The sequence below is a fragment of the Rhodococcus sp. 1163 genome (genome assembly GCF_002091985.1).
Taxonomy (GTDB): Bacteria; Actinomycetota; Actinomycetes; order Mycobacteriales; family Mycobacteriaceae; genus Rhodococcoides.
The window spans coordinates 354,289-372,162 of the sequence record NZ_MKKX01000017.1; the positions used below are offsets into that span (position 1 = coordinate 354,289).

At 61.8% G+C, this 17,874-nt stretch carries 17 protein-coding genes; 11 read left to right on the forward strand and 6 right to left on the reverse strand.

The genetic code is table 11. The features are described from left to right. Window positions 1-74: 74 nt before the first annotated feature. The 3 genes from BJD99_RS05145 to BJD99_RS05155 are packed head-to-tail and all read left to right on the forward strand — an operon-like array spanning window position 75 to window position 2,361. Window positions 75-641: an RNA polymerase sigma factor gene (locus tag BJD99_RS05145; RefSeq protein ID WP_084345699.1), complete on the forward strand. Its 567-nt coding sequence runs from the start codon at window positions 75-77 to the stop codon at window positions 639-641. Further along, window positions 638-916, forward strand: a complete 279-nt coding sequence (locus tag BJD99_RS05150; RefSeq protein ID WP_084345700.1) for a zf-HC2 domain-containing protein — start codon at window positions 638-640, stop codon at window positions 914-916. Before BJD99_RS05145 ends, BJD99_RS05150 begins: the two co-directional genes overlap by 4 nt. Then, window positions 913-2,361: an NAD(P)/FAD-dependent oxidoreductase gene (locus tag BJD99_RS05155; RefSeq protein WP_084345701.1), complete on the forward strand. Its 1,449-nt coding sequence runs from the start codon at window positions 913-915 to the stop codon at window positions 2,359-2,361. The genes BJD99_RS05150 and BJD99_RS05155 overlap by 4 nt, the downstream gene beginning before the upstream one ends. Here BJD99_RS05155 and BJD99_RS05160 read toward each other — a convergent pair. Further along, window positions 2,333-2,956: a CDP-alcohol phosphatidyltransferase family protein gene (locus BJD99_RS05160; protein ID WP_084345702.1), complete on the reverse strand. Its 624-nt coding sequence runs from the start codon at window positions 2,954-2,956 to the stop codon at window positions 2,333-2,335. The two genes, BJD99_RS05155 and BJD99_RS05160, sit on opposite strands and share 29 nt — an antisense overlap. Beyond that, entirely contained in the window at window positions 2,953-3,660 is a 708-nt protein-coding gene (locus BJD99_RS05165; protein ID WP_256895496.1) for a TVP38/TMEM64 family protein, read from the reverse strand. Before BJD99_RS05165 ends, BJD99_RS05160 begins: the two co-directional genes overlap by 4 nt. A gap of 154 nt (window positions 3,661-3,814) precedes the next feature. Here BJD99_RS05165 and BJD99_RS05170 point away from each other — a divergent pair, with 154 nt between their 5' ends. The 4 genes from BJD99_RS05170 to BJD99_RS05185 are packed head-to-tail and all read left to right on the forward strand — an operon-like array spanning window position 3,815 to window position 7,699. Further along, window positions 3,815-5,077, forward strand: a complete 1,263-nt coding sequence (locus BJD99_RS05170; RefSeq protein WP_256895497.1) for an ABC transporter substrate-binding protein — start codon at window positions 3,815-3,817, stop codon at window positions 5,075-5,077. Then, a complete protein-coding gene (locus BJD99_RS05175) occupies window positions 5,074-5,907 on the forward strand; it encodes an ABC transporter permease (RefSeq protein WP_256895498.1) in 834 nt (277 codons plus the stop codon). Before BJD99_RS05170 ends, BJD99_RS05175 begins: the two co-directional genes overlap by 4 nt. After that, window positions 5,904-6,674, forward strand: a complete 771-nt coding sequence (locus BJD99_RS05180) for an ABC transporter permease (RefSeq protein ID WP_084345703.1) — start codon at window positions 5,904-5,906, stop codon at window positions 6,672-6,674. Before BJD99_RS05175 ends, BJD99_RS05180 begins: the two co-directional genes overlap by 4 nt. Beyond that, on the forward strand, window positions 6,671-7,699 hold the full coding sequence (locus BJD99_RS05185) for an ABC transporter ATP-binding protein (RefSeq protein WP_084345704.1): 1,029 nt from the start codon (window positions 6,671-6,673) through the stop codon (window positions 7,697-7,699). Before BJD99_RS05180 ends, BJD99_RS05185 begins: the two co-directional genes overlap by 4 nt. A gap of 3 nt (window positions 7,700-7,702) precedes the next feature. Here the strand turns inward: BJD99_RS05185 and BJD99_RS05190 are convergent, their stop codons facing one another. Further along, window positions 7,703-9,154, reverse strand: coding sequence for a radical SAM domain-containing protein (locus BJD99_RS05190; protein ID WP_084345705.1), 1,452 nt, complete (start codon window positions 9,152-9,154; stop codon window positions 7,703-7,705). Window positions 9,155-9,268: 114 nt separating this feature from the next. On the opposite strand from BJD99_RS05190, the gene BJD99_RS05195 reads away from it, so the two are divergent. From BJD99_RS05195 to BJD99_RS05205, 3 genes are read left to right on the forward strand one after another with little or no spacing between them, the layout of a single operon-like run. Beyond that, entirely contained in the window at window positions 9,269-9,733 is a 465-nt protein-coding gene (locus BJD99_RS05195; RefSeq protein ID WP_084345706.1) for an SRPBCC family protein, read from the forward strand. 59 nt (window positions 9,734-9,792) lie between these two features. Next, entirely contained in the window at window positions 9,793-10,680 is an 888-nt protein-coding gene (gluQRS, locus tag BJD99_RS05200) for a tRNA glutamyl-Q(34) synthetase GluQRS (RefSeq protein WP_084345707.1), read from the forward strand. A 58-nt stretch (window positions 10,681-10,738) separates the two neighbouring features. Continuing rightward, complete coding sequence (locus BJD99_RS05205; protein ID WP_084345708.1) at window positions 10,739-11,479, forward strand: queuosine precursor transporter; 741 nt, start codon at window positions 10,739-10,741, stop codon at window positions 11,477-11,479. Window positions 11,480-11,509: 30 nt separating this feature from the next. Here BJD99_RS05205 and BJD99_RS05210 read toward each other — a convergent pair whose 3' ends face one another. Together BJD99_RS05210 and BJD99_RS05215 are read right to left on the reverse strand one after the other, a co-directional pair. Further along, window positions 11,510-12,190 (reverse strand): hypothetical protein, encoded by a 681-nt coding sequence (locus BJD99_RS05210; protein ID WP_084345709.1) that lies wholly within the window; start codon window positions 12,188-12,190, stop codon window positions 11,510-11,512. A 19-nt stretch (window positions 12,191-12,209) separates the two neighbouring features. Next, window positions 12,210-13,616: a glutamate decarboxylase gene (locus BJD99_RS05215; RefSeq protein ID WP_084345923.1), complete on the reverse strand. Its 1,407-nt coding sequence runs from the start codon at window positions 13,614-13,616 to the stop codon at window positions 12,210-12,212. Between the two features lie 260 nt (window positions 13,617-13,876). On the opposite strand from BJD99_RS05215, the gene BJD99_RS05220 reads away from it, so the two are divergent. Further along, a complete protein-coding gene (locus BJD99_RS05220) occupies window positions 13,877-15,619 on the forward strand; it encodes an alpha/beta-hydrolase family protein (RefSeq protein WP_179142188.1) in 1,743 nt (580 codons plus the stop codon). 67 nt (window positions 15,620-15,686) lie between these two features. On the opposite strand, the gene BJD99_RS05225 is transcribed toward BJD99_RS05220, so the two are convergent. Then, entirely contained in the window at window positions 15,687-17,582 is a 1,896-nt protein-coding gene (locus BJD99_RS05225) for an alkyl/aryl-sulfatase (RefSeq protein WP_084345710.1), read from the reverse strand. Window positions 17,583-17,874: the final 292 nt, after the last annotated feature.

Below are 17,874 nucleotides of genomic sequence, written 5' to 3' on the forward strand. Positions count from 1 at the left end.
CATTTCGTCGAAGTCTGCAGGGCACACTCTGTCGCTATGGGAACACCGCAGGACACTCGAAGGGTTCCATAGCTGTGCCCGAAACAGAATCCGACGCCGTCAACGACGCTCAGGCACGTAATTTTCGTCTCTACGTCGAACCGGAGATCGAGGTGCTCCTGCGCGTTGCGGCCACGTTGACTGGACCCTCGCAAGCCGAGGACCTCGTGCAGGAGACGCTCATACGTGCGTGGCGCAGCGTCGATAGCTTCGACGGGCGCCACCCTCGAGCCTGGTTGCTGACCATCCTGCGCAACACAAATATGAACATGCACCGACGGCAACGGCCCGACACATTCGCCGAGCTCGGCGACTACCTGTCCACCCGGCCCGCGTTCGGCGTCGAGGAACTCGGAACCGAGGAGAGAGTCATGACATCCATCTTGTCCGACGACCTCGAGCGAGCAGTCGGGTCGCTGGACCCGAAATTTCGGACTGTTCTATTGCTGATCGACGTCGATCAACTGACCTACGCCGAGGCAGCGAATGTTCTGGGCGTCCCGGTCGGGACGGTGATGTCGCGACTGAGCCGAGCCCGTGATCGGGTTCGACGCCACCTTCGGCCCACATTCGCCTCTGCCACTGGAAAGGGAAAGCCATGATCAAGACCGCGCGAATGATGCTGACCTGCCATTGGTCGGCTCGACGGCTACAGCGTTATCTCGACGCCGATCCGGCGGCCCACCTCGATCCGTTCGAAGTGCGCAGGATCGAGGCTCACTTGGCTGTGTGTGCCAGGTGCCGGGCCGCAGAGGACGAGTTCCGGCAGATCGACGGGGCGTTGGCCCGCTGGACCGTACGAACGATGCCCGACGCGACGAGCGTCGAACATGCTCGAAAATTCGTGGATCGACTTACCCGAGGCGACCTGACATGAGTTCGATGCCGACCGAAGCCGATGTCGTCGTGGTGGGCGGCGGAACAGCTGGCATCGTCGCAGCCAAGACTGCGGCGGGATTCGGCGTACGCGTGGTGCTGATCGAGCGGGAGCGGCCCGGCGGTGACTGCCTATGGACCGGGTGCGTGCCGTCCAAGGCACTGCTGGCGGCGGCATCGACAGCCGCCACGATCCGGGACGCGCGCAGCTTCGGGATCGACGCCGGTGAGCCGCGCGTGGACTTCCCCCGTGTCATGGCGCACGTTTCCCGCGCCATCGCCGAGATCGCCCCGATCGATTCTCCGGAAGCGCTCACCGGAGCGGGGGTAACCGTCGTCGCCGGTGATGCCGTATTCACCGGACCCGGAACCGTGGCCGTCGGATCGGGGTCCTTGCATTTCGGCCAGGCCATCATCACCACCGGTGCCAGTCCATCGATACCGCCGATCTCAGGATTGGACACGACGGACTACCTCACCAGCGAGACGCTGTGGTCCCTGACGTCGCTGCCGGAACGACTACTCATCATCGGGGCCGGCACCGTCGGCTGCGAAATGGCTCAGGCCTTTGCCCGACTCGGCTCGGATGTCACCCTCGTCGGTCGGGCCGAGACCATTCTTCCGAGGGAGGACGCTTCGGCATCGGCAGTACTGTCCGCAGCGCTCACCGATGAGGGAGTGCACATTCTGACCTCGACGACGGTCACCCGAATCGACGACGGGGAAGCCCTCACCGATACCGGTCTCACGTGCACGTTCGACCAAGTCCTCGTCGCCACCGGACGTACTCCGAGGACCGTTGCCCTGGGCCTGGAATCGGCCGGAGTGTCACTCGAAGAACGCGGTTACGTCGTGGTGGACGATCATCTCCGCACCACCAATCCCCGCATCTGGGCCGCCGGAGATCTGACCGGTCACCCACAGTTCACTCACGTGGCAGGGATGCACGGCAGCCTCGCGGCGAGCAACGCCGTACTCGGTGTGCTCCGAAAGATCGACAAGACCGGCACTCCGCGCGTCACCTTCACCGATCCCGAAATCGCTTCGGCAGGAATCGATGTGCGCACGGCGAAGCGTATCCCCGGGTTGCGATTGCAGACACTCGGGCACGAAGACGTCGACCGCGCGGTCACCGAGGGCAAAACCACCGGTTTCACGACGCTGGTACTCGACGGTAAGCACCGCATCGTCGGTGCCAGCGTGGTGGGGCCACGGGCGGGCGAAACCATCGGCGAACTGATTCTCGCCGTCAGGCAGGGCCTGCGCACTCGCGATCTCGCCGGTGCCACCCACCCCTATCCGACGTACAACGACGGGCCGTGGAACGCTGCGGTCGGCGACGTCCGTTCACAGTTGAGCACTCCTGTCGTATCTCGAGCGCTGCACACTCTCGCGAAAGCCCGAGGTAGGTGGATCGTCAGGAGAGAGCGCGGTAGCCGGCAATGATGCGTTGACCCGAGCTGATCGCTACCACCGCCGCCCATACCGTTGCGATCTGCCACGACACTGCGGGAAACAACAACCAGAGACTGTGCACGGCAATCGTTTCCGCTCCTTCGGCCAACCCGCCCAGAAATGACAGCGAGCGGCCGTCGTCGAGTGTTCTGCCCGTTCTTTCAGCGATGGACGAGAACGCAAGAAATGCTGTGCCGTTGATGTAGTAGGCCAGCAACACCAGTAGAAATGGCCACCACGGGGCGTCGTAACCTGCCGACGCGCCGACCGCGACGCCCACGACCGTTGCCCCGTAGACGGTGAAATCCGCTGTGATGTCGAAGAACCCGCCCGCACCGGAGGTGGGTCCGCCACCGCGGAGTCGTCTACGGGCCAGTGGTCCATCGAGTCCGTCGGCCAGGCGCGAGAGGATCCACAGGGCCAACGCGAGGAGCCAGAACTGTAGTCCGGCTGCGACTGCGCTGCCCAGTCCCAGCAGCAGACCGACAGCAGTAATTCGGTCCGGCGTGATTTGGCTGACGTCGAGGATCCGAGCACACCGATCCAGCGGCCCCTCGAGCTTGCGACGCAGGTAGTTGTCGATCATGGAGCCGCGATGTCGTCGAGATGTGGGCCGTTCGATTCCGGGTCACTCTTCAGGCCGAGACGTTTGGCAGCCAACGACGACCCGACGCCGATCACGAGGACGGCCACCAGCGCAGCGGCGAACGGCCAGGACAGCGGAGAGGTTCCGTACGCGCCGAGTGCGGTGAAACCGACGGTGGCCGGGATGATGCCGACCGCCGTGCCGATCAGGTAATCACGCTGGCCCACGGCGCTGATACCCGCCGCGTAGTTGACGACCGAAAATGGGAACACTGGGATCAAGCGGACGATGAACACCGACATCAAACCGCGTCGCCCGAGCATGGCGTCCAGCCTGCGGAGCTTGCCCCACTCCGAGCGTGCAACCGATCCACGGCCGAGCGCACGCGCCGCCCAATAACCCACATAGGCGCCTCCCGTTGCAGCCACGACCACCACCGTTGCACCGACCGCCAACCCGAACAGCAATCCGGAAGCGATGGTGAGGGCGCTCGCTGGGAACGGCGTCGCCGACAGCACGACATACAGAATTACGAACGCAACGATCCCCCACGCACCTGCGTCCGCGACCAGGGTTCGGATCGACTCCGGATCCGGAAGGTCCACAGTCGCGGCCACGATGACGACCACCATGATCACGGCGGCAGCAGCTGCCAGCTTGATCGCGGTGGAGCGGCTACGTGCCGGTCGGGGGTCCTGATTCACAATTGCTACCTCTCGTGCTCGACACACAAAACAGTTCTTCTACGACGGGAAGTCCTCGACTACCCCAGTGTGTTCCCCTATCACCGGATTCGACCGATTACCGTGGATCAGGCAGCGTCGACTCTGTCTGCATCCTCGGACCAGGAGGCCCACGTTGTTTTCTCGATCTCATACCCGTCGACCGAGAAAGTACGCGTTCGCGGCCCTGGTGGTTGCCGCGAGCGTGGGGTTGGTCCTGTCCTCGTGCGCAGCCCCGTCGTCCGACGCGCCGGTCGCCGAGGAACTGTCCTGGAGCGAGATCGAACAGCAAGCGCAGGGGAAAACAGTCTCACTGTGGATGTACGGCGGTGACGAACAGGGCAATACGTACGTCGACAACGTCCTCACCCCCGCCGCCGCAGCCGCAGGGGTCACGCTGCGTCGTGTGCCCGTCGAATCCACCACCGACGCCGTCAACCGGATTCTCTCCGAGCGGCAAGCAGGTGTCACCGATGGAGAGGTCGACCTGGTGTGGGTCAACGGTGCAAATTTCGGGACCGGTCAGCAGGCAGGCGCGTGGCTCTGCAATTGGACACAGAATCTACCGAACATGGAGTACACGGACCCCGAGGACCCGCTGCTGAGCAGCGATTTCGGTACGCCGGTGAACAACTGCGAAGCACCCTGGCACAAGGCGCAGTTCACGCTCGTCTACAACTCGGCGGCAATAGCGGACCCGCCCCGCACTTTGGACGAAGTATTCGACTGGGCCGAGGCCAACCCCGGCCGCTTCACCTATCCTGCGCCCCCGGATTTCACCGGTTCGGTATTCGTCCGCGAGGCACTGGTGAACCAGTCCGGTGGCGTCGAGAAGGTGCCCGCCCAGTTCGATCAGGACACCTACGATTCTCTCTCGCCGGCCGTGTTCGATCGGCTGAACGCCCTTGCACCGTCGCTCTGGCGCGGGGGCACCACGTATCCGCAATCATCGAGCGAACTCGACGACCTGTACGCCGGCGGGCAGGTGGACATGACCATGACCTATGGGCCCGCGACGCTGCCACAACTTGTCGCCGACGGCACCTATCCCCCCGAGACGCGCGTCCTGGCTCTCGATGAGGGCACCGTCGGCAACGCGAGCTTCCTGGCGATCCCGTCGACGTCGGGGCAGTCCGCGGCAGCGCAGGTCGTCGCCAACATCGCACTGTCACCGGAGCAGCAGCTCGCCAAATCCGAACCAGATGTATGGGGCCAGTTCACAGTGCTGGACACTTCCCGCCTGACACCGGAAGTCAGGGCGCAGTTCGAGGCGCTCCCGGCCTCCCCTGTCCTCCCGCCATACGAGGAACTCTCGGCCAACGCTCATCCCGAACTGGCCGCGGAGTGGGTCACGCCGCTGGACGAGGGGTGGCGGCGATCCGTTCTCGCGGGGCAGTGAGCCAGCGAAAGGTACGCAGCACCCTCTGGGTGCTTCCAGCGGTGATTCCGGTTTTACTGGTGGTCGGCGGTGGCCTCGGAGCTGCCCTGCTGCAAAGTCTCGGTCTGATGCCTCTGGTGGGACGGCCCGCACTCACCCTCGATGCCTATTCTGCCCTCGGTGGAGATCTCTGGAGTTCTCTCGCGCTCACTCTTGCCGTTGCGACAGTCTCGACTGTGCTGGCTACATTGATCGGTCTTGCAGCAGCATCGACGGTGCTGTCCGGTAACCGAACGGTGTTGATCGCCGCGGCGCTGACGTTGGCCGTACCCCATCTGATCGGTGCGGCCGCCATGGGTTTGCTGCTCACCGACTCGGGACTACTCCCGCGCATCTTCGGGCTCACCGATGGCGGATGGCCGGAGCTGGTGGGTGGGCGCTGGTGGATTGCCGTCGCACTCGAATACGCCTGGAAGGAATCGGCTTTCGTCGCCATCGTCGTGGCGGGCACCCTGGCAACTCGGGTGGCAGGATTCGACGAGACTGCTGCGACGCTCGGGGCGGGAAGATGGGCTCGTTTTCGTCTGGTCACCCTGCCGTTGGTGCGTCCCGCGTTGACGGCGTCGGCGGCGATTACCTTCACGTATATCGTCGGATCCTACGAAGTAGCACGAATCCTCGGCCGCCCCTATCCGGAGCCGTTGTCCGTCATGGCAATTCGATTGTTCACCTCCATCGACCTCGCTGCCCGCCCCCAAGCTGCGGCCGCAGCGATGGTCGCCGCCGCACTGGCGATTGTCGTGGCCGCGGTGGCGCTCAACTATCTCCGTAGATCGGCGGTCTGGAAATGACGGCGGTGCGGCCTGCGGGACGGGCACTTCTGGTTGTCTGGTTCGTACTACCCCTCATCCCGGTAGCTGTGTGGGCGGTGAGCAATCAGTGGTCTTTTCCCGCTGTGCTGCCACAGGAATGGGGAGTGGACGGAGTGCGCAGCGCCGTCGCGTCCGGCGGGATAGAAGCCTTCGTGAGGTCTACGGGTCTCGCCCTGACTGTCGCCGCGGTCGCAACGCCGTTGGGAGCATTCGCGGCCCGGGCCCTCGCGCGGGGGAATGTGCACTTCCCTGGCATTGTCGCGGCAATACTGTTCGCTCCACTGGCACTACCGCCCTTCGCGGTGGCGCTGGGATTGAATGTGTTGATACTGCGCGCGCGAATTCCGAGCACCCTGGCCGTGGTCGTGCTGCTCACCGTGGCAGCGATCCCTTACACCACATACTTGATGCGGGTGGCGTTCGGTGCCTACGACCCCGGGTACGAAGAGGAAGCAAGATTGTTGGGTGCCTCGAAGTCGATGGTCCTGCGACAGATAAGGATTCCATTGTTGGCACCAGCCTTGTCCGGCGCCGCTCTGCTGGCCTTTCTCGTGGGATGGAGCGATTATGTGATCACGCTGCTGGTCGGCGGCGGCAGGCTGGTGACGGTGCCGATATTGGTGGCCTCGTTCGCTGCGGGCACCGGAAACGACGCCGTCGTGGCGGCCCTGTCGATCGCAGCCGTGCTGCCCCCTCTGGTGCTCGTCATTCTGCTTTCGCGACTCGGAAGGCGGGCTGCCCGATGAGTGTCGAGCTATCGGTTCACGGACTCACCAAAGTTCATCCGGGCCAAAAGAGTTCGGCATTGACATCGTTGAATCTGACTGTTCGTCCAGGTTCGTGCACAGTAATACTCGGCCCGTCCGGCTCTGGGAAGAGCACCGCACTGCGGTTGATCGCCGGCCTCGATAAGCCATCGGCGGGAACCGTCTGCATCGATGGCGTCGACATCACCGAGATCCCGGCCGAGGAACGTGGCGTCGGGATGGTGTTTCAACGCCCGATGCTCTTTCCGCACATGTCCGTCGTCGACAACATCGGTTTCGCCTACCGTGCCGCAGGCCAGACCCGACGCCACGCCCGCGAGCGCGCACGTCGATATCTCGATCTGGTTCATCTCGGCGATATCGGTGATCGATCGGTATCCGATATCTCGGGTGGTCAAGCACAACGAGTGGCGTTGGCCAGATCCCTCGCCGGTTCACCGCGGGTGCTGCTCCTCGACGAGCCGTTCAGCGCACTCGATCCCCTCCTGCGGACGGAGATGCACGACCTCGTTCGGGAGATCCGCACCGAACTCGACCAAACGCTCGTACTCGTCACTCACGACCAACAAGAAGCTGCGGCACTGGCCGATTCGGTAGCCGTACTCATCGACGGCGAACTGCAGCACCATTCCGATGTCGCATCCGCCTACACCCGACCCAGCACGCTGGCGGTCAACCGGCTCATGGGCGGGATCAACGAGATCGACGGGCATCTGGAAAGTGGGGTTCACTATTCCGCGATAGGGGATTTCGAGGTCGATGTTGCCTTCGGTGACGGTCGGGCCGTTTTGTTACTCCGCCACGAAATGATCCGTGTAGTCGACACTTCCGAGGTTCACGGTGTGGTGTCGGCCCTACGTCCGATCGGTTTCCGCAGCATCGCCGATGTGACGATCAGCGGGGTCACCGTCAAGGTCGAACTACCCGCGGGAGCGACGACGCGGGTGGGCGAGGAAATTTCATTGGAGATTCCGCCCGAGGCGAGGGCTGTGGTCTTTCGCTGATCCTCAGCCACAGCATCCGGGCGGACGTGCCACCGTCAAGGGAAGCAAGCGGCGCAGTTCCTGGTTCTCCCCCGGATCGAGCACCGAATGTTGTACACACGCCGGCACCAGTGCACCGGTCTCGGGATGCGCCATCGAATAGGTGCACGCTGCCAGCCGCTCCTGCGTTTCGAGAATCACGGGATCGGTGGCTGCCACCCCAGACTGCATCAACGTCCATGCAGGAGAAACATTCTCGGCATCCATGAAGCGATGCACGACGAACGTCATCGGGCGTACTTCCTTGCGGAGCAAAGCCACAACCACCGTTCGGCCGCCGCATCGCCGCAGTACGCTCGCAGCCCACTTCACCGCCACGACAACACCGTGCGGATGACCCACCAGCACCCGGAGCAATTTCAGAACCAAGGCCGGCGAACCCGAGCCGCCGAAGTTCACACCCCCCAGATGGGTGAAGAATTCTTCGCGGGCACGCTCCTCGACCTTCGACGTCACCTCGAGAAACGGATGCCACCGACGACCGACCATGAACCCCAAAGCTGTTCGGTTACAACGCGGATCACCGAACTGGATCGCCGAGTACGAAATAGGTTGCCCCATGCCGAGTTCGATCTGCTCCCAGACCGTGTCGATGTCGATCTCGCGGTAGTCGCCGTGCCACCGTCGCTCGTCGCCGACGAAGGCCGCAGGCTGAAAAGAGACCATCGAATAACCGCCCATGTCCACCACTTCGCCCACGACAGCTGCAACCTCGTCGATGTTGTCGGGGGTGACGGTCATGTTGTGCGCGAGATAAGACGCAATGCCGTGTTCGCTTTTCAACCGAGTGAACATCTCCGCGAATCGGCGACGATAGGGCGTGAGCTCGGCTTCCGTTCGTGGGCGAGGGATTCCGCTTCGTCCACGCATCAGCTTGTCGAAATGTGCAGCGAAGGAAACTCGCCCGAACCTGGCGTTACCGTCGGGATCCAAGACGACCGCCCGCAGATACTCGTAGTCGAAGTCACCGTGTGTGAACGACATCGGCTCGCGCCCGTAGTCCCGCATGATCTGCAGCGCTGCAGCGTGGTCGTCGGGGTCCAGCAGGCTGACCTCCCCGCCGATCAACTGTGCGTGTGCCCGTGGGCCTCGGCGCGATGCCAGGAACTTCAGTTGCGCCTTTATCTCACGGAGGGTGTGCTCGCCGTCGACGCGGACTTTGTTCGCATCGGCGCTGTGGTAGCACGGGCTACACGTGAGATTGCACTTCGGAAACACTCCGTGAGTGCCCTCGCATCCGACGGCATGCCGACCGAGCGTCTGTGCCGGTGTTCGTGCCGCCTCGGGTAGGGCCGCCCATCTCGCGTCCAATGCAGCACGGGTTCTCGGGTGGACCGGCCGGTAGCGAAGCTCGATCCGACGCGCGTAGGCCCGCGCTTTTTTCCACATAGTCGGCCTCGATGTCTTCACGGTCATGCAACCCGGTGTGCACTGTTCATCGTTCCAGTGTGCGCGTACCCGAAACGGTCACGTCGACATCCAGGGGCAGTCAGGGTTGCCGAGTGAAAAGACCTTAGGCATGGTGGAGGTATGACCGACAACGCAAAGATCACAGTCGAACGCACCATCGAGGCGCCCGTCGACGCAGTCTTCGATGTCCTGTCCAATCCCGAGCGTCACCAAGCGCTCGACGGCTCCGGTTTCATTCGCGGCGTGGACCATGCCGACCGGATCCAGAAGGTCGGCGAAGTGTTCACGATGAACATGGCGGGCGATCACATGGGCGGCGATTACCAAACCGACAACCATGTTTCGGGATACGCGAAAGACAAGTTGCTGGCCTGGAAGACCGCGCCCGCGGGCACGGAGCCTCCCGGATGGGAGTGGCTGTGGGAACTGGAATCGCAGGGGCCGAACGAGACCTTGGTGCGCCACACCTACGACTGGTCGAAGGTGACCGACAAGAAGCTGCTCGAGCAGGTCAAGTTCCCGCTCGTCACCAAGGAGCAGCTGTCGGACACCCTGGGTCGATTGGCAGCCGAAGCTACTTCCTGACCGATCGCTCTACTCTTACCGGGCTTCGTCGATCGATGCACCGAAACTAGAGTGGTCTCATGAGCACGGGTGCAGGACGTTTCGCTCCCAGTCCGTCTGGAGATCTACACCTGGGAAATCTGCGCACTGCACTTCTGGCCTGGTTGTTCGCTCGATCGACCGGTCGGAAGTTTCTGATGCGGATGGAGGATCTCGATCGCGTCCGCCCCGGCGCCGAGAAGCGCCAGCTCGCCGATCTGCAGGCGATAGGCCTCGACTGGGACGGCGCGATCGTCCGCCAGTCTCAACGCACCGCGTTGTACGAGGATGCGATCACGTCGCTGCAGGAGTCGGGGCGGACCTACGAGTGCTTCTGCACCCGTAAGGAGATTCTCGAGGCGGCATCGGCGCCGCACGCGCCGGACGGGGCGTACCCGGGGACGTGCCGAAACCTCACCTCGACCGAGAAGGCGTCGATGTCGCGCCCTCCCGCATTGAGATTGCGGTCCGAAGTGACCGATTTCTCTGTCGACGACGCGTTGCTCGGCCCATTTCACGGGCTCGTCGACGACTTCGTGCTCCGCCGAGCGGACGGCGTGGCGGCATACAACCTTGCTGTCGTCGTCGACGACGGCCAGCAAGGTATCGACCAGGTTGTGCGTGGTGACGACTTGTTACCGTCCTCGCCCCGTCAGGCATACCTTGCCTCGCTACTCCACTTACCCTCTCCCACTTACGTTCATGTACCACTTGCTATCAATTCTTCAGGGAAACGGCTCGCCAAACGCGACGGTGCGGTGACCCTCGAGGATCAAGCTGCGCTCGGCCTCGGCCCATACGATGTGCTGGCAGTTCTGGCGCAGTCACTGGAGTTGGCGGGCCCGAACCAACCTGTCACGACGACAGAACTGCTGGCTCGTTGGAATCCGAACTCGCTGCCGCGCACGCCCTGGATATTCGAGACATAAGGGATATCGGCTCGGCAGTGATTCGGACCTGGGGATTGAGCGTGTTTGGATAGGGCACGTGACAGTTCCGCAGACCCCAGACGAACCCGATACCGTAGCGCAGTTCGCGCACGTGAGCCGTGGTTACTATCCGACAATCGTTGCCCTGTTCGTGGCGACACTGATCATCTCGAATGTGTCGGCCAGCAAGGGCGTCGCATTCTTCGGTGACAGCGAAGTCTTCCTCGGCCCGCTCCAGATCCTCCCGATCAATACGGACGGGGCGTTCTTCCTCTTCCCATTGGCGTACATCCTCGGCGACGTGCTCAGCGAGGTGTACGGGTTCAAGGCGACGAGGCGCGCAATCTATCTCGGCTTCGGGTCGATTACTTTGGCCGCCCTCTGCTTCTGGATCACCATCGAACTTCCTGCCGCGAGCTTCTACGAGAATCAGCAGTCACTGGAAACCGTCGTCGGTGTGGTTCCGCGGTTGGTCGTGGCCGGGTTGGCCGGCTATTTCGTAGGCCAGATGCTCAATTCACTCGTGCTCGTGGCCATCAAGGAGCGCACCAAAGAGAAGCACCTCTGGGCGCGCCTCATCGGTTCGACCATCGTCGGTGAATTCTTCGACACCCTCATCTTCTGCTCTATCGCGGCCGGGGTCATCGGGATCAGCACCTGGGCGGACTTCATCAACTATGTCATCGTCGGATTCCTGTGGAAGACGATTGCCGAGATCATCGTCATGCCGATCACCTACCGGGTCATCGCGTACATCAAGAAACGCGAGCCCAGCTACCAGGAATCGCTCAACCCCTGAGCCGATATCCGGGTACCGCACGACGGTCGACTACCGGGTGGAGTCGAGATCTCGACCTCGACTCCACCGCGGTAGAACCAGGAACGACGCGAAGAAAAAGCACAGCGCACCGACGAAGGTGCCAGTGTTGGCGAGCGTCGAGTCGACCGTGACACCGTCCGGGGTGACGAAGGCAGCCACCGCGGACACGCCGAATGCGACGCACCCGATCAAGTTGATCTGCCCGGACCACCAGTCGGCCGCGCTCGGATCCCAGAACTTTCGGGCGTGGGTATACGCGATGATCACCAGTACCCCGCTGATGAGGAAAGCGACCGAGCCTCCCGCATCCGGACTCCAGACGAGGCGTTTCTCTTGGGTGACCGATCGTGATTGCAACGCAGCGGTGGTGCTGACGTTGAACAACAACGTACCGACGAATTGCGTTGCGGCGGCCAACCACTCGGCCCGCACCATGAAGCCGGATCCGTACGAGACCTCTGTCGTGACCGCGCCACTTCTGACCAGCTGAATGAATCCAGCCGCGGTGAAGAACCATGCGCCGATGAAATAACAGATATTGGACGCCGAGGCACCGGCCCAGGTACCGAACCCTGGGGCAGAACCCAAGGCGAACAGTGAAGAGCCGATCATGAAGCTCACACACTGCTTGTACAAAGTGGGCGTCAGGAGCACAGCGTGCCAACGCGGTGTTTCCGCAGCAATACTCATGCAACCGCCTCCGGTCTATTCAATGATGGAAGTGGGATCCTTCGCCCACTCGCGGCATAGGCGCAGAAAGGCTGTCGAGAAAAGTAACCTCGCCTTCGAGGTCTCTGAACAGTGCGTCTGCTAGATCCTCGCTCAACCCGGCACGTACCACGATGCGCTGAACTGTCATCTCACCCAGATTGTCGGCCATCGGATAGGCAGGAACGAGCCATCCCTTCATCCTCAACCGATCGGAGAGGTCGTACAGATTCCACTTGTCGGTGTACCCCTCTTTCAGTCGCCAAGCGAAGACGGGGATCGTGTCTCCCTTGCTGACCAGTTCGAAAGCATCCAGTCGCGCAATCTTCGACGAAAGATGCTGTGCCACATCGAGTGAACCCTGCTGCACCTGACGAAAGCCCCTGAACCCCAATCGAAGGAACATGTAGTACTGCAGCAATACCTGAGCTCCTGGACGCGAGAAGTTCAGCGCCAAGGTGGGCATGTCTCCGCCGAGGTAGCTGCAGTGGAAGACCATGCTCGCGGGCAAGGCTTCTTCATCGCGCCAGACGATCCAGCCGACGCCGGGGTACACCAGACCGAACTTGTGGCCGGAGGTATTGATCGACGCCACCCGCGCGACTCGGAAGTCCCACTCGAGATCGGGCTGACAGAATGGAGCAATCATGGCTCCCGAGGCTCCGTCGACGTGGATCTGAACGTCAAGCCCGGTATCGGCTTGAATCTCGTCGAGCTTCTTGGCGATCTCGGCGACGGGCTCGTACATGCCGGTATAGGTCTGCCCCATGATGGCAACCACACCGATAGTGTTCTCGTCTACATACTTCTCGAGTTCGTACCCGTCGAGAACCATGTGGTCTTTGCTGATCGGCACCCACCGCGGTTCCACCTCGAAGTAGTTGCAGAACTTCTCCCAGCACACCTGAACGGCGGTGGACAGAACGATGTTCGGGGTCTCGGTCGACTTCCCCTCCGCTTTACGACGGCCTTGCCAACGACGCTTGAGTGAGAGTCCTCCGAGCATGCACGCCTCCGAGGAACCGATCGTCGAGGTACCGATAGCGTTGTCGACGTCGGGACTGTTCCACAGGTTGCCCAATATCTTCCAGCAGCGCTCCTCGATTGCAGCTGTTTGTGGGTACTCGTCCTTGTCGATCATGTTCTTGTCGAAGGTCTCGCTGTAGAGCTTCTTGGCCTCGTCGTCCATCCAGGTACTGACGAAGGTGGCGAGATTCAGCCGCGCGTTGCCGTCGAGCATCGCCTCGTCGTGCACGATCTGATACGCCGTCTCCGGCAGACTCATGTCGTCTGGAATCCTGAATTTCGGTAGCTCGGTGGCCTCACCCGGCCTGACGAACACCGTGTTCAAAGAGAGCACGTCACCGAGGTTGGTGGTTTGTCGTGCATTTGTGTGGTGTTTGGTCATGACGTCCTTCTTCCGCTCGTGGCAGAGCTCTGTCTGTGCAGACATCAGAAGCTAACCAAAAACACTGCTCAGTAGAGGGAAAGTCTGTGTAATCGGATAAATGCGTTCAACCAAATTTTTCGCTTTCCCCTGAGATAGCCGAAACACCAGCTGAAATCGGGGGGTAAAGTCCGGCCGACGACGTTCTTTCTCATTCTCGTGATGGCGTCACTTCGGAACCAGCACGATGTCCTACGCGAGAACGATCAGGGAGCCACATGATGCCCGCCTCCACAGAAGAAGCTCCGAACCTCGAGCACTCGCCCCTCGATGAAAGCAACCCACCACCGAACAAGGTCCGCTTCGGACGAGTTCGACACTGGCTGGCCAGGTTCAATCCGATAGGTCTGATATTCGCCCTAGCGTTCTACTGCTGGTCCATGTCCCCGTCACTGCTACCGCGCCCCTGGCATCTCCAGGCTGTGGCCAGCGGCGTGAGTGCGGCGATCGGCTACGGAGTAGGAGCCCTGGTTCTTTGGCTCCTCCACAAATGTGGGCTGACCCGACAGTGGTCACCGCGATGGCAGCGGGCCGGTTGGATCACGATCGGAATCGTGGCTCTGGTCGTGATCCCCACCTTCCTCGTACTCGGATCGTGGTGGCAGGACATCTCCCGAGAACTTGTTGGTGTCGAGCCCGGCAGCAACTGGGACTACCTTGGAGTATTTGCCGTCGGCGCCGTGGTCTTCCTGCTCTGCTTACTCATCGGACGCGGCCTTCGGCTGCTCGTGCACCTACTCGACCGATTCGTCGATCGATTCCTACCCGCACCCATTGCGCTGGGCGTCAGTGCGCTCGTCGTAACTGTGATCGTGGTGCTCATGATCGAAGGCATTCTCTCGACGGGAATCACGCGTATCGCCAATGGTTCTGCCGCCGTAGCAGACAAGGGCACAGCCGACGGAGTGGTTCAGCCTACTTCGCCAGAACGCTCAGGGTCTCCGGAGTCGCTCGAAAGCTGGGATTCGCTCGGGCGTGAAGGCCGGACATTCGTGGCAGGCGGACCGGATGCCGCACAGATCACCGAGATGACGGGAGCACCTGCGCAGGAACCGATCCGGGTATATTCGGGTCGAATTTCAGTAGATGCAGACGGTTTCGAGGACGGCGAAAACGTCGTCGACGCGCTTGCGGACAATGTTGTCGCCGAGCTCGATCGGACCCGCGCGTTCGATCGCGAGTACATTGCCGTGGCCACCACCACCGGGCGTGGTTGGGTGAATCAGGATGTGGCCGCCTCGCTCGAATACCTGTCCGGCGGCAATTCTGCGATTGCGTCGATGCAGTATTCCTTCCTGCCGAGCCCCTTGGCATTTCTTGCCGACCGCAAGACGCCCAAGCTTGCCGGACGCGCGTTGTTCGAGGCGGTGTACGCCCGGTGGAGTGAGCAACCTCCCGAGCAGCGACCCAAACTATTGGTCTTCGGAGAGTCCCTGGGTTCGTATGGCGCGCAAGACGCATTCTCCGGCGCTCAGGACATCATCGCCCGAACTGACGGTGCTCTGTTCGTGGGCACCCCGAACTTCACCGAGCAGTGGCGGCGGATCACCGATTCCCGAGATCCCGGCAGTCGTGAAATCCTGCCCATTATCTACGGTGGCGAAAATGTGCGTTTCGCCTCGACTCCGGCCGACCTCGACGCACCTGGCCTCGGCGAGTGGGATTCGCCGCGCATCGTGTATTGGCAGCATGCAAGCGATCCCATCGTGTGGTGGTCACCGAGTCTGCTCCTCAACAAACCCGACTGGCTCGACGAGCCACGCGGCGAAGACATCGACAAGGGGATGAACTGGGTCCCGTTTGTGTCTTTCTGGCAGGTCACCCTGGACATGGTGTTCGCTGCCGAGGTTCCTTACGGCCACGGCCACGCCTACGGCCCGGAAGCGGTCTACTTCTGGAACCAGATCCTCGGCGTCGACGATCAGGCGCTGTCGGACCGTATTTTTGCGAAGCTCGACGGCTGAGCAGTGAAAATTCTTTCTGCTACCTTCGGTCTCGCATAACTTCCCGATAGCGGCGACGAAGTGCCCATCACGGGGTCACTATCGCAAAGTCCGGATCGGGCGCGTCGAGGTAACTTGCCAATTCCGCCAGCCGGCTCGGATCGCCGTCGACGCGTACCTTTCCGTCCGAGATCAATGCACCGAGATCCATCCCGCCGAGCAATATACCGATCAGGTCAGGCCGGGTCAGGTGGAAAACGGTGTCTCCGCGAGTTGCATCGTGATCAAGGTCGAAGTGAACCAAAAGGCCGTTACGCAGCGCCGTTCGGTGCACCAACTCTTCGTCCGTGATGTCCCAGTCCAGCACGATGTCGGCCGACCACGCCCGTGGCCCGTCGACACGCAGCGCGATGGCGTCGAAAATCTGCCCGACCGTGAGCGCGCCGAGGATGTCGGGAGCAGCAGCGACGATCGGTGTGCCGACGTTGCCGAGCCTCAATTCGTATGCGCCCATCAGGTAGAAATTACGCCAAGTGCCGTTCTCACAGCCGAATCCGAGCTGTTCGAAGGTATCGGCCTGAAGAGTACGGGCTTCGGAATTGTCCGGCTCCGCGAAAAGCACATAGTTGAGAACTTGTGCGGCCCAGCGAAAGTCGCCTCGATCGAACGTCTCTCGCGCCTTCCGGAGTACTTCCGCGGAACCACCCATGAAGTCGACGTGTCTTTTCGCGGAATCCACCGGTGTGTGCGGCCACAGCAGGGCTGGATTGCCCTCGAACCATCCCATGTACCGCTGGTAGATGGCTTTGACATTGTGGCTGACCGATCCGTAGTAACCCTTGGTGTGCCACGCATTGTCTATGGCCGGAGGCAATGCGATTTCCTCGGCGATCTCGGTACCGGTCAAACCCTGATTTATCCGCCGCACCGTCTGGTCGTGAAGATATCCGTACAGATCGCGTTGGAGTGCCAGAAATTCGGTCAGCCGCTCGGTCCCCCAGGTGGGCCAATGGTGCGAAGCGAACAGCACATCGGACTTGGATGCATACCGGTTGATCGACTCGGTGAGATATACGGACCACACATGCGGATCGCGTACGAGCGCGCCACGCAGGGTCAATAGGTTGTGCAGGGTATGGGTTGCATTCTCGGCCATGCACAAGGCGCGCAGGTCCGGGAAGTAGAAATTCATCTCCGCCGGAGCCTCGGTTCCCGGCGTGAGCTGGAATTCGATCCGCACACCGTCGACTGTCTCCATATGGCCTGACCGGTCGATGGAGACTGTCGGCGAAATCAGCGTCGGCGTACCTGTCGACGTGGTCAAACCAAGACCTGCCCCCACCGCCCCCAGAGGTTTACGCGGTAGCGCAGCTCCATACATATAGGCGGCACGGCGAGCCATTGCTGTTCCCGCATAGACGTTTTCCTCCACAGCGTGCTCGACGAATCCGGCAGGCGCCAATACCGGGCACCGGCCGGCCTCGACGTCCTCCACGGTGGTGACACCCTTGATACCGCCGAAATGGTCGATGTGGCTGTGACTGATGATGACACCGGTGACAGGTCGTTCGCCGCGATGGGCCCGGTAGAGAGCGAGTCCTGCCGCTGCTGTCTCCGCCGAGATCAGCGGATCGATGACGATGACCCCGCGATCACCCTCGATCAACGTCAGATTCGAAACATCGAGGCCACGGATTTGGTACACCCGATCGCACACTTCGAACAAACCCTGTTTGGCGCACAGCTGCGATTGACGCCACAAGCTGGGATGCACTGTCGGTGGACACGAGTCCTTCAGGAACGCGAAAGAATCGCAGTCCCAGACAACAGACCCGGCAGCATCGGTGATGGCGCCGGGCTGTAGCGCAGCGACAAACCCCCGATCTGCATCCGCGAAGTCCTGCTCGTCGGAGAAGGGCAGGGTGCGCAATGCGTCTTCGTGCACGGCTCGCACCGTCGGTGTAGCGCCGGTATCAGTGGACATGGCTTCCTTTCGGTCCGACCGTCTCCTGCTTCCGTAGGACCTCGACCGTGGTGATGGCATACCTGTGCGGTCGGGACCGAAGAGTGAAACAGGACCTCGTTCGACAGTACGAATTGCGATGGATGTCCACCTCACACCATCCGGGTGATGTGAGGTCAGTACCACCGTCGACTACTCATCACAGGCATCGATCTCCGCAGAAATCAGCCGCGCTACGGTGTACGAAGCAGTCGGGTAGGCGAAAGGATCTTCGGTGGAGTATCGGATCGACGAACTTGCGCAAGCTATGGAA

Excerpts from the sequence above, each read along its gene's own strand:
- BJD99_RS05225 (WP_084345710.1), bottom strand. The coding sequence starts at position 17,582 with ATGTCCACTGATACCGGCGCTACACCGACGGTGCGAGCCGTGCACGAA.
- gluQRS (WP_084345707.1), top strand. The coding sequence starts at position 9,793 with ATGAGCACGGGTGCAGGACGTTTCGCTCCCAGTCCGTCTGGAGATCTA.
- BJD99_RS05150 (WP_084345700.1), top strand. The coding sequence starts at position 638 with ATGATCAAGACCGCGCGAATGATGCTGACCTGCCATTGGTCGGCTCGA.
- BJD99_RS05195 (WP_084345706.1), top strand. The coding sequence starts at position 9,269 with ATGACCGACAACGCAAAGATCACAGTCGAACGCACCATCGAGGCGCCC.
- BJD99_RS05210 (WP_084345709.1), bottom strand. The coding sequence starts at position 12,190 with ATGAGTATTGCTGCGGAAACACCGCGTTGGCACGCTGTGCTCCTGACG.
- BJD99_RS05215 (WP_084345923.1), bottom strand. The coding sequence starts at position 13,616 with ATGACCAAACACCACACAAATGCACGACAAACCACCAACCTCGGTGAC.
- BJD99_RS05180 (WP_084345703.1), top strand. The coding sequence starts at position 5,904 with ATGACGGCGGTGCGGCCTGCGGGACGGGCACTTCTGGTTGTCTGGTTC.
- BJD99_RS05155 (WP_084345701.1), top strand. The coding sequence starts at position 913 with ATGAGTTCGATGCCGACCGAAGCCGATGTCGTCGTGGTGGGCGGCGGA.
- BJD99_RS05160 (WP_084345702.1), bottom strand. The coding sequence starts at position 2,956 with ATGATCGACAACTACCTGCGTCGCAAGCTCGAGGGGCCGCTGGATCGG.
- BJD99_RS05220 (WP_179142188.1), top strand. The coding sequence starts at position 13,877 with ATGCCCGCCTCCACAGAAGAAGCTCCGAACCTCGAGCACTCGCCCCTC.
- BJD99_RS05190 (WP_084345705.1), bottom strand. The coding sequence starts at position 9,154 with ATGACCGTGAAGACATCGAGGCCGACTATGTGGAAAAAAGCGCGGGCC.
- BJD99_RS05185 (WP_084345704.1), top strand. The coding sequence starts at position 6,671 with ATGAGTGTCGAGCTATCGGTTCACGGACTCACCAAAGTTCATCCGGGC.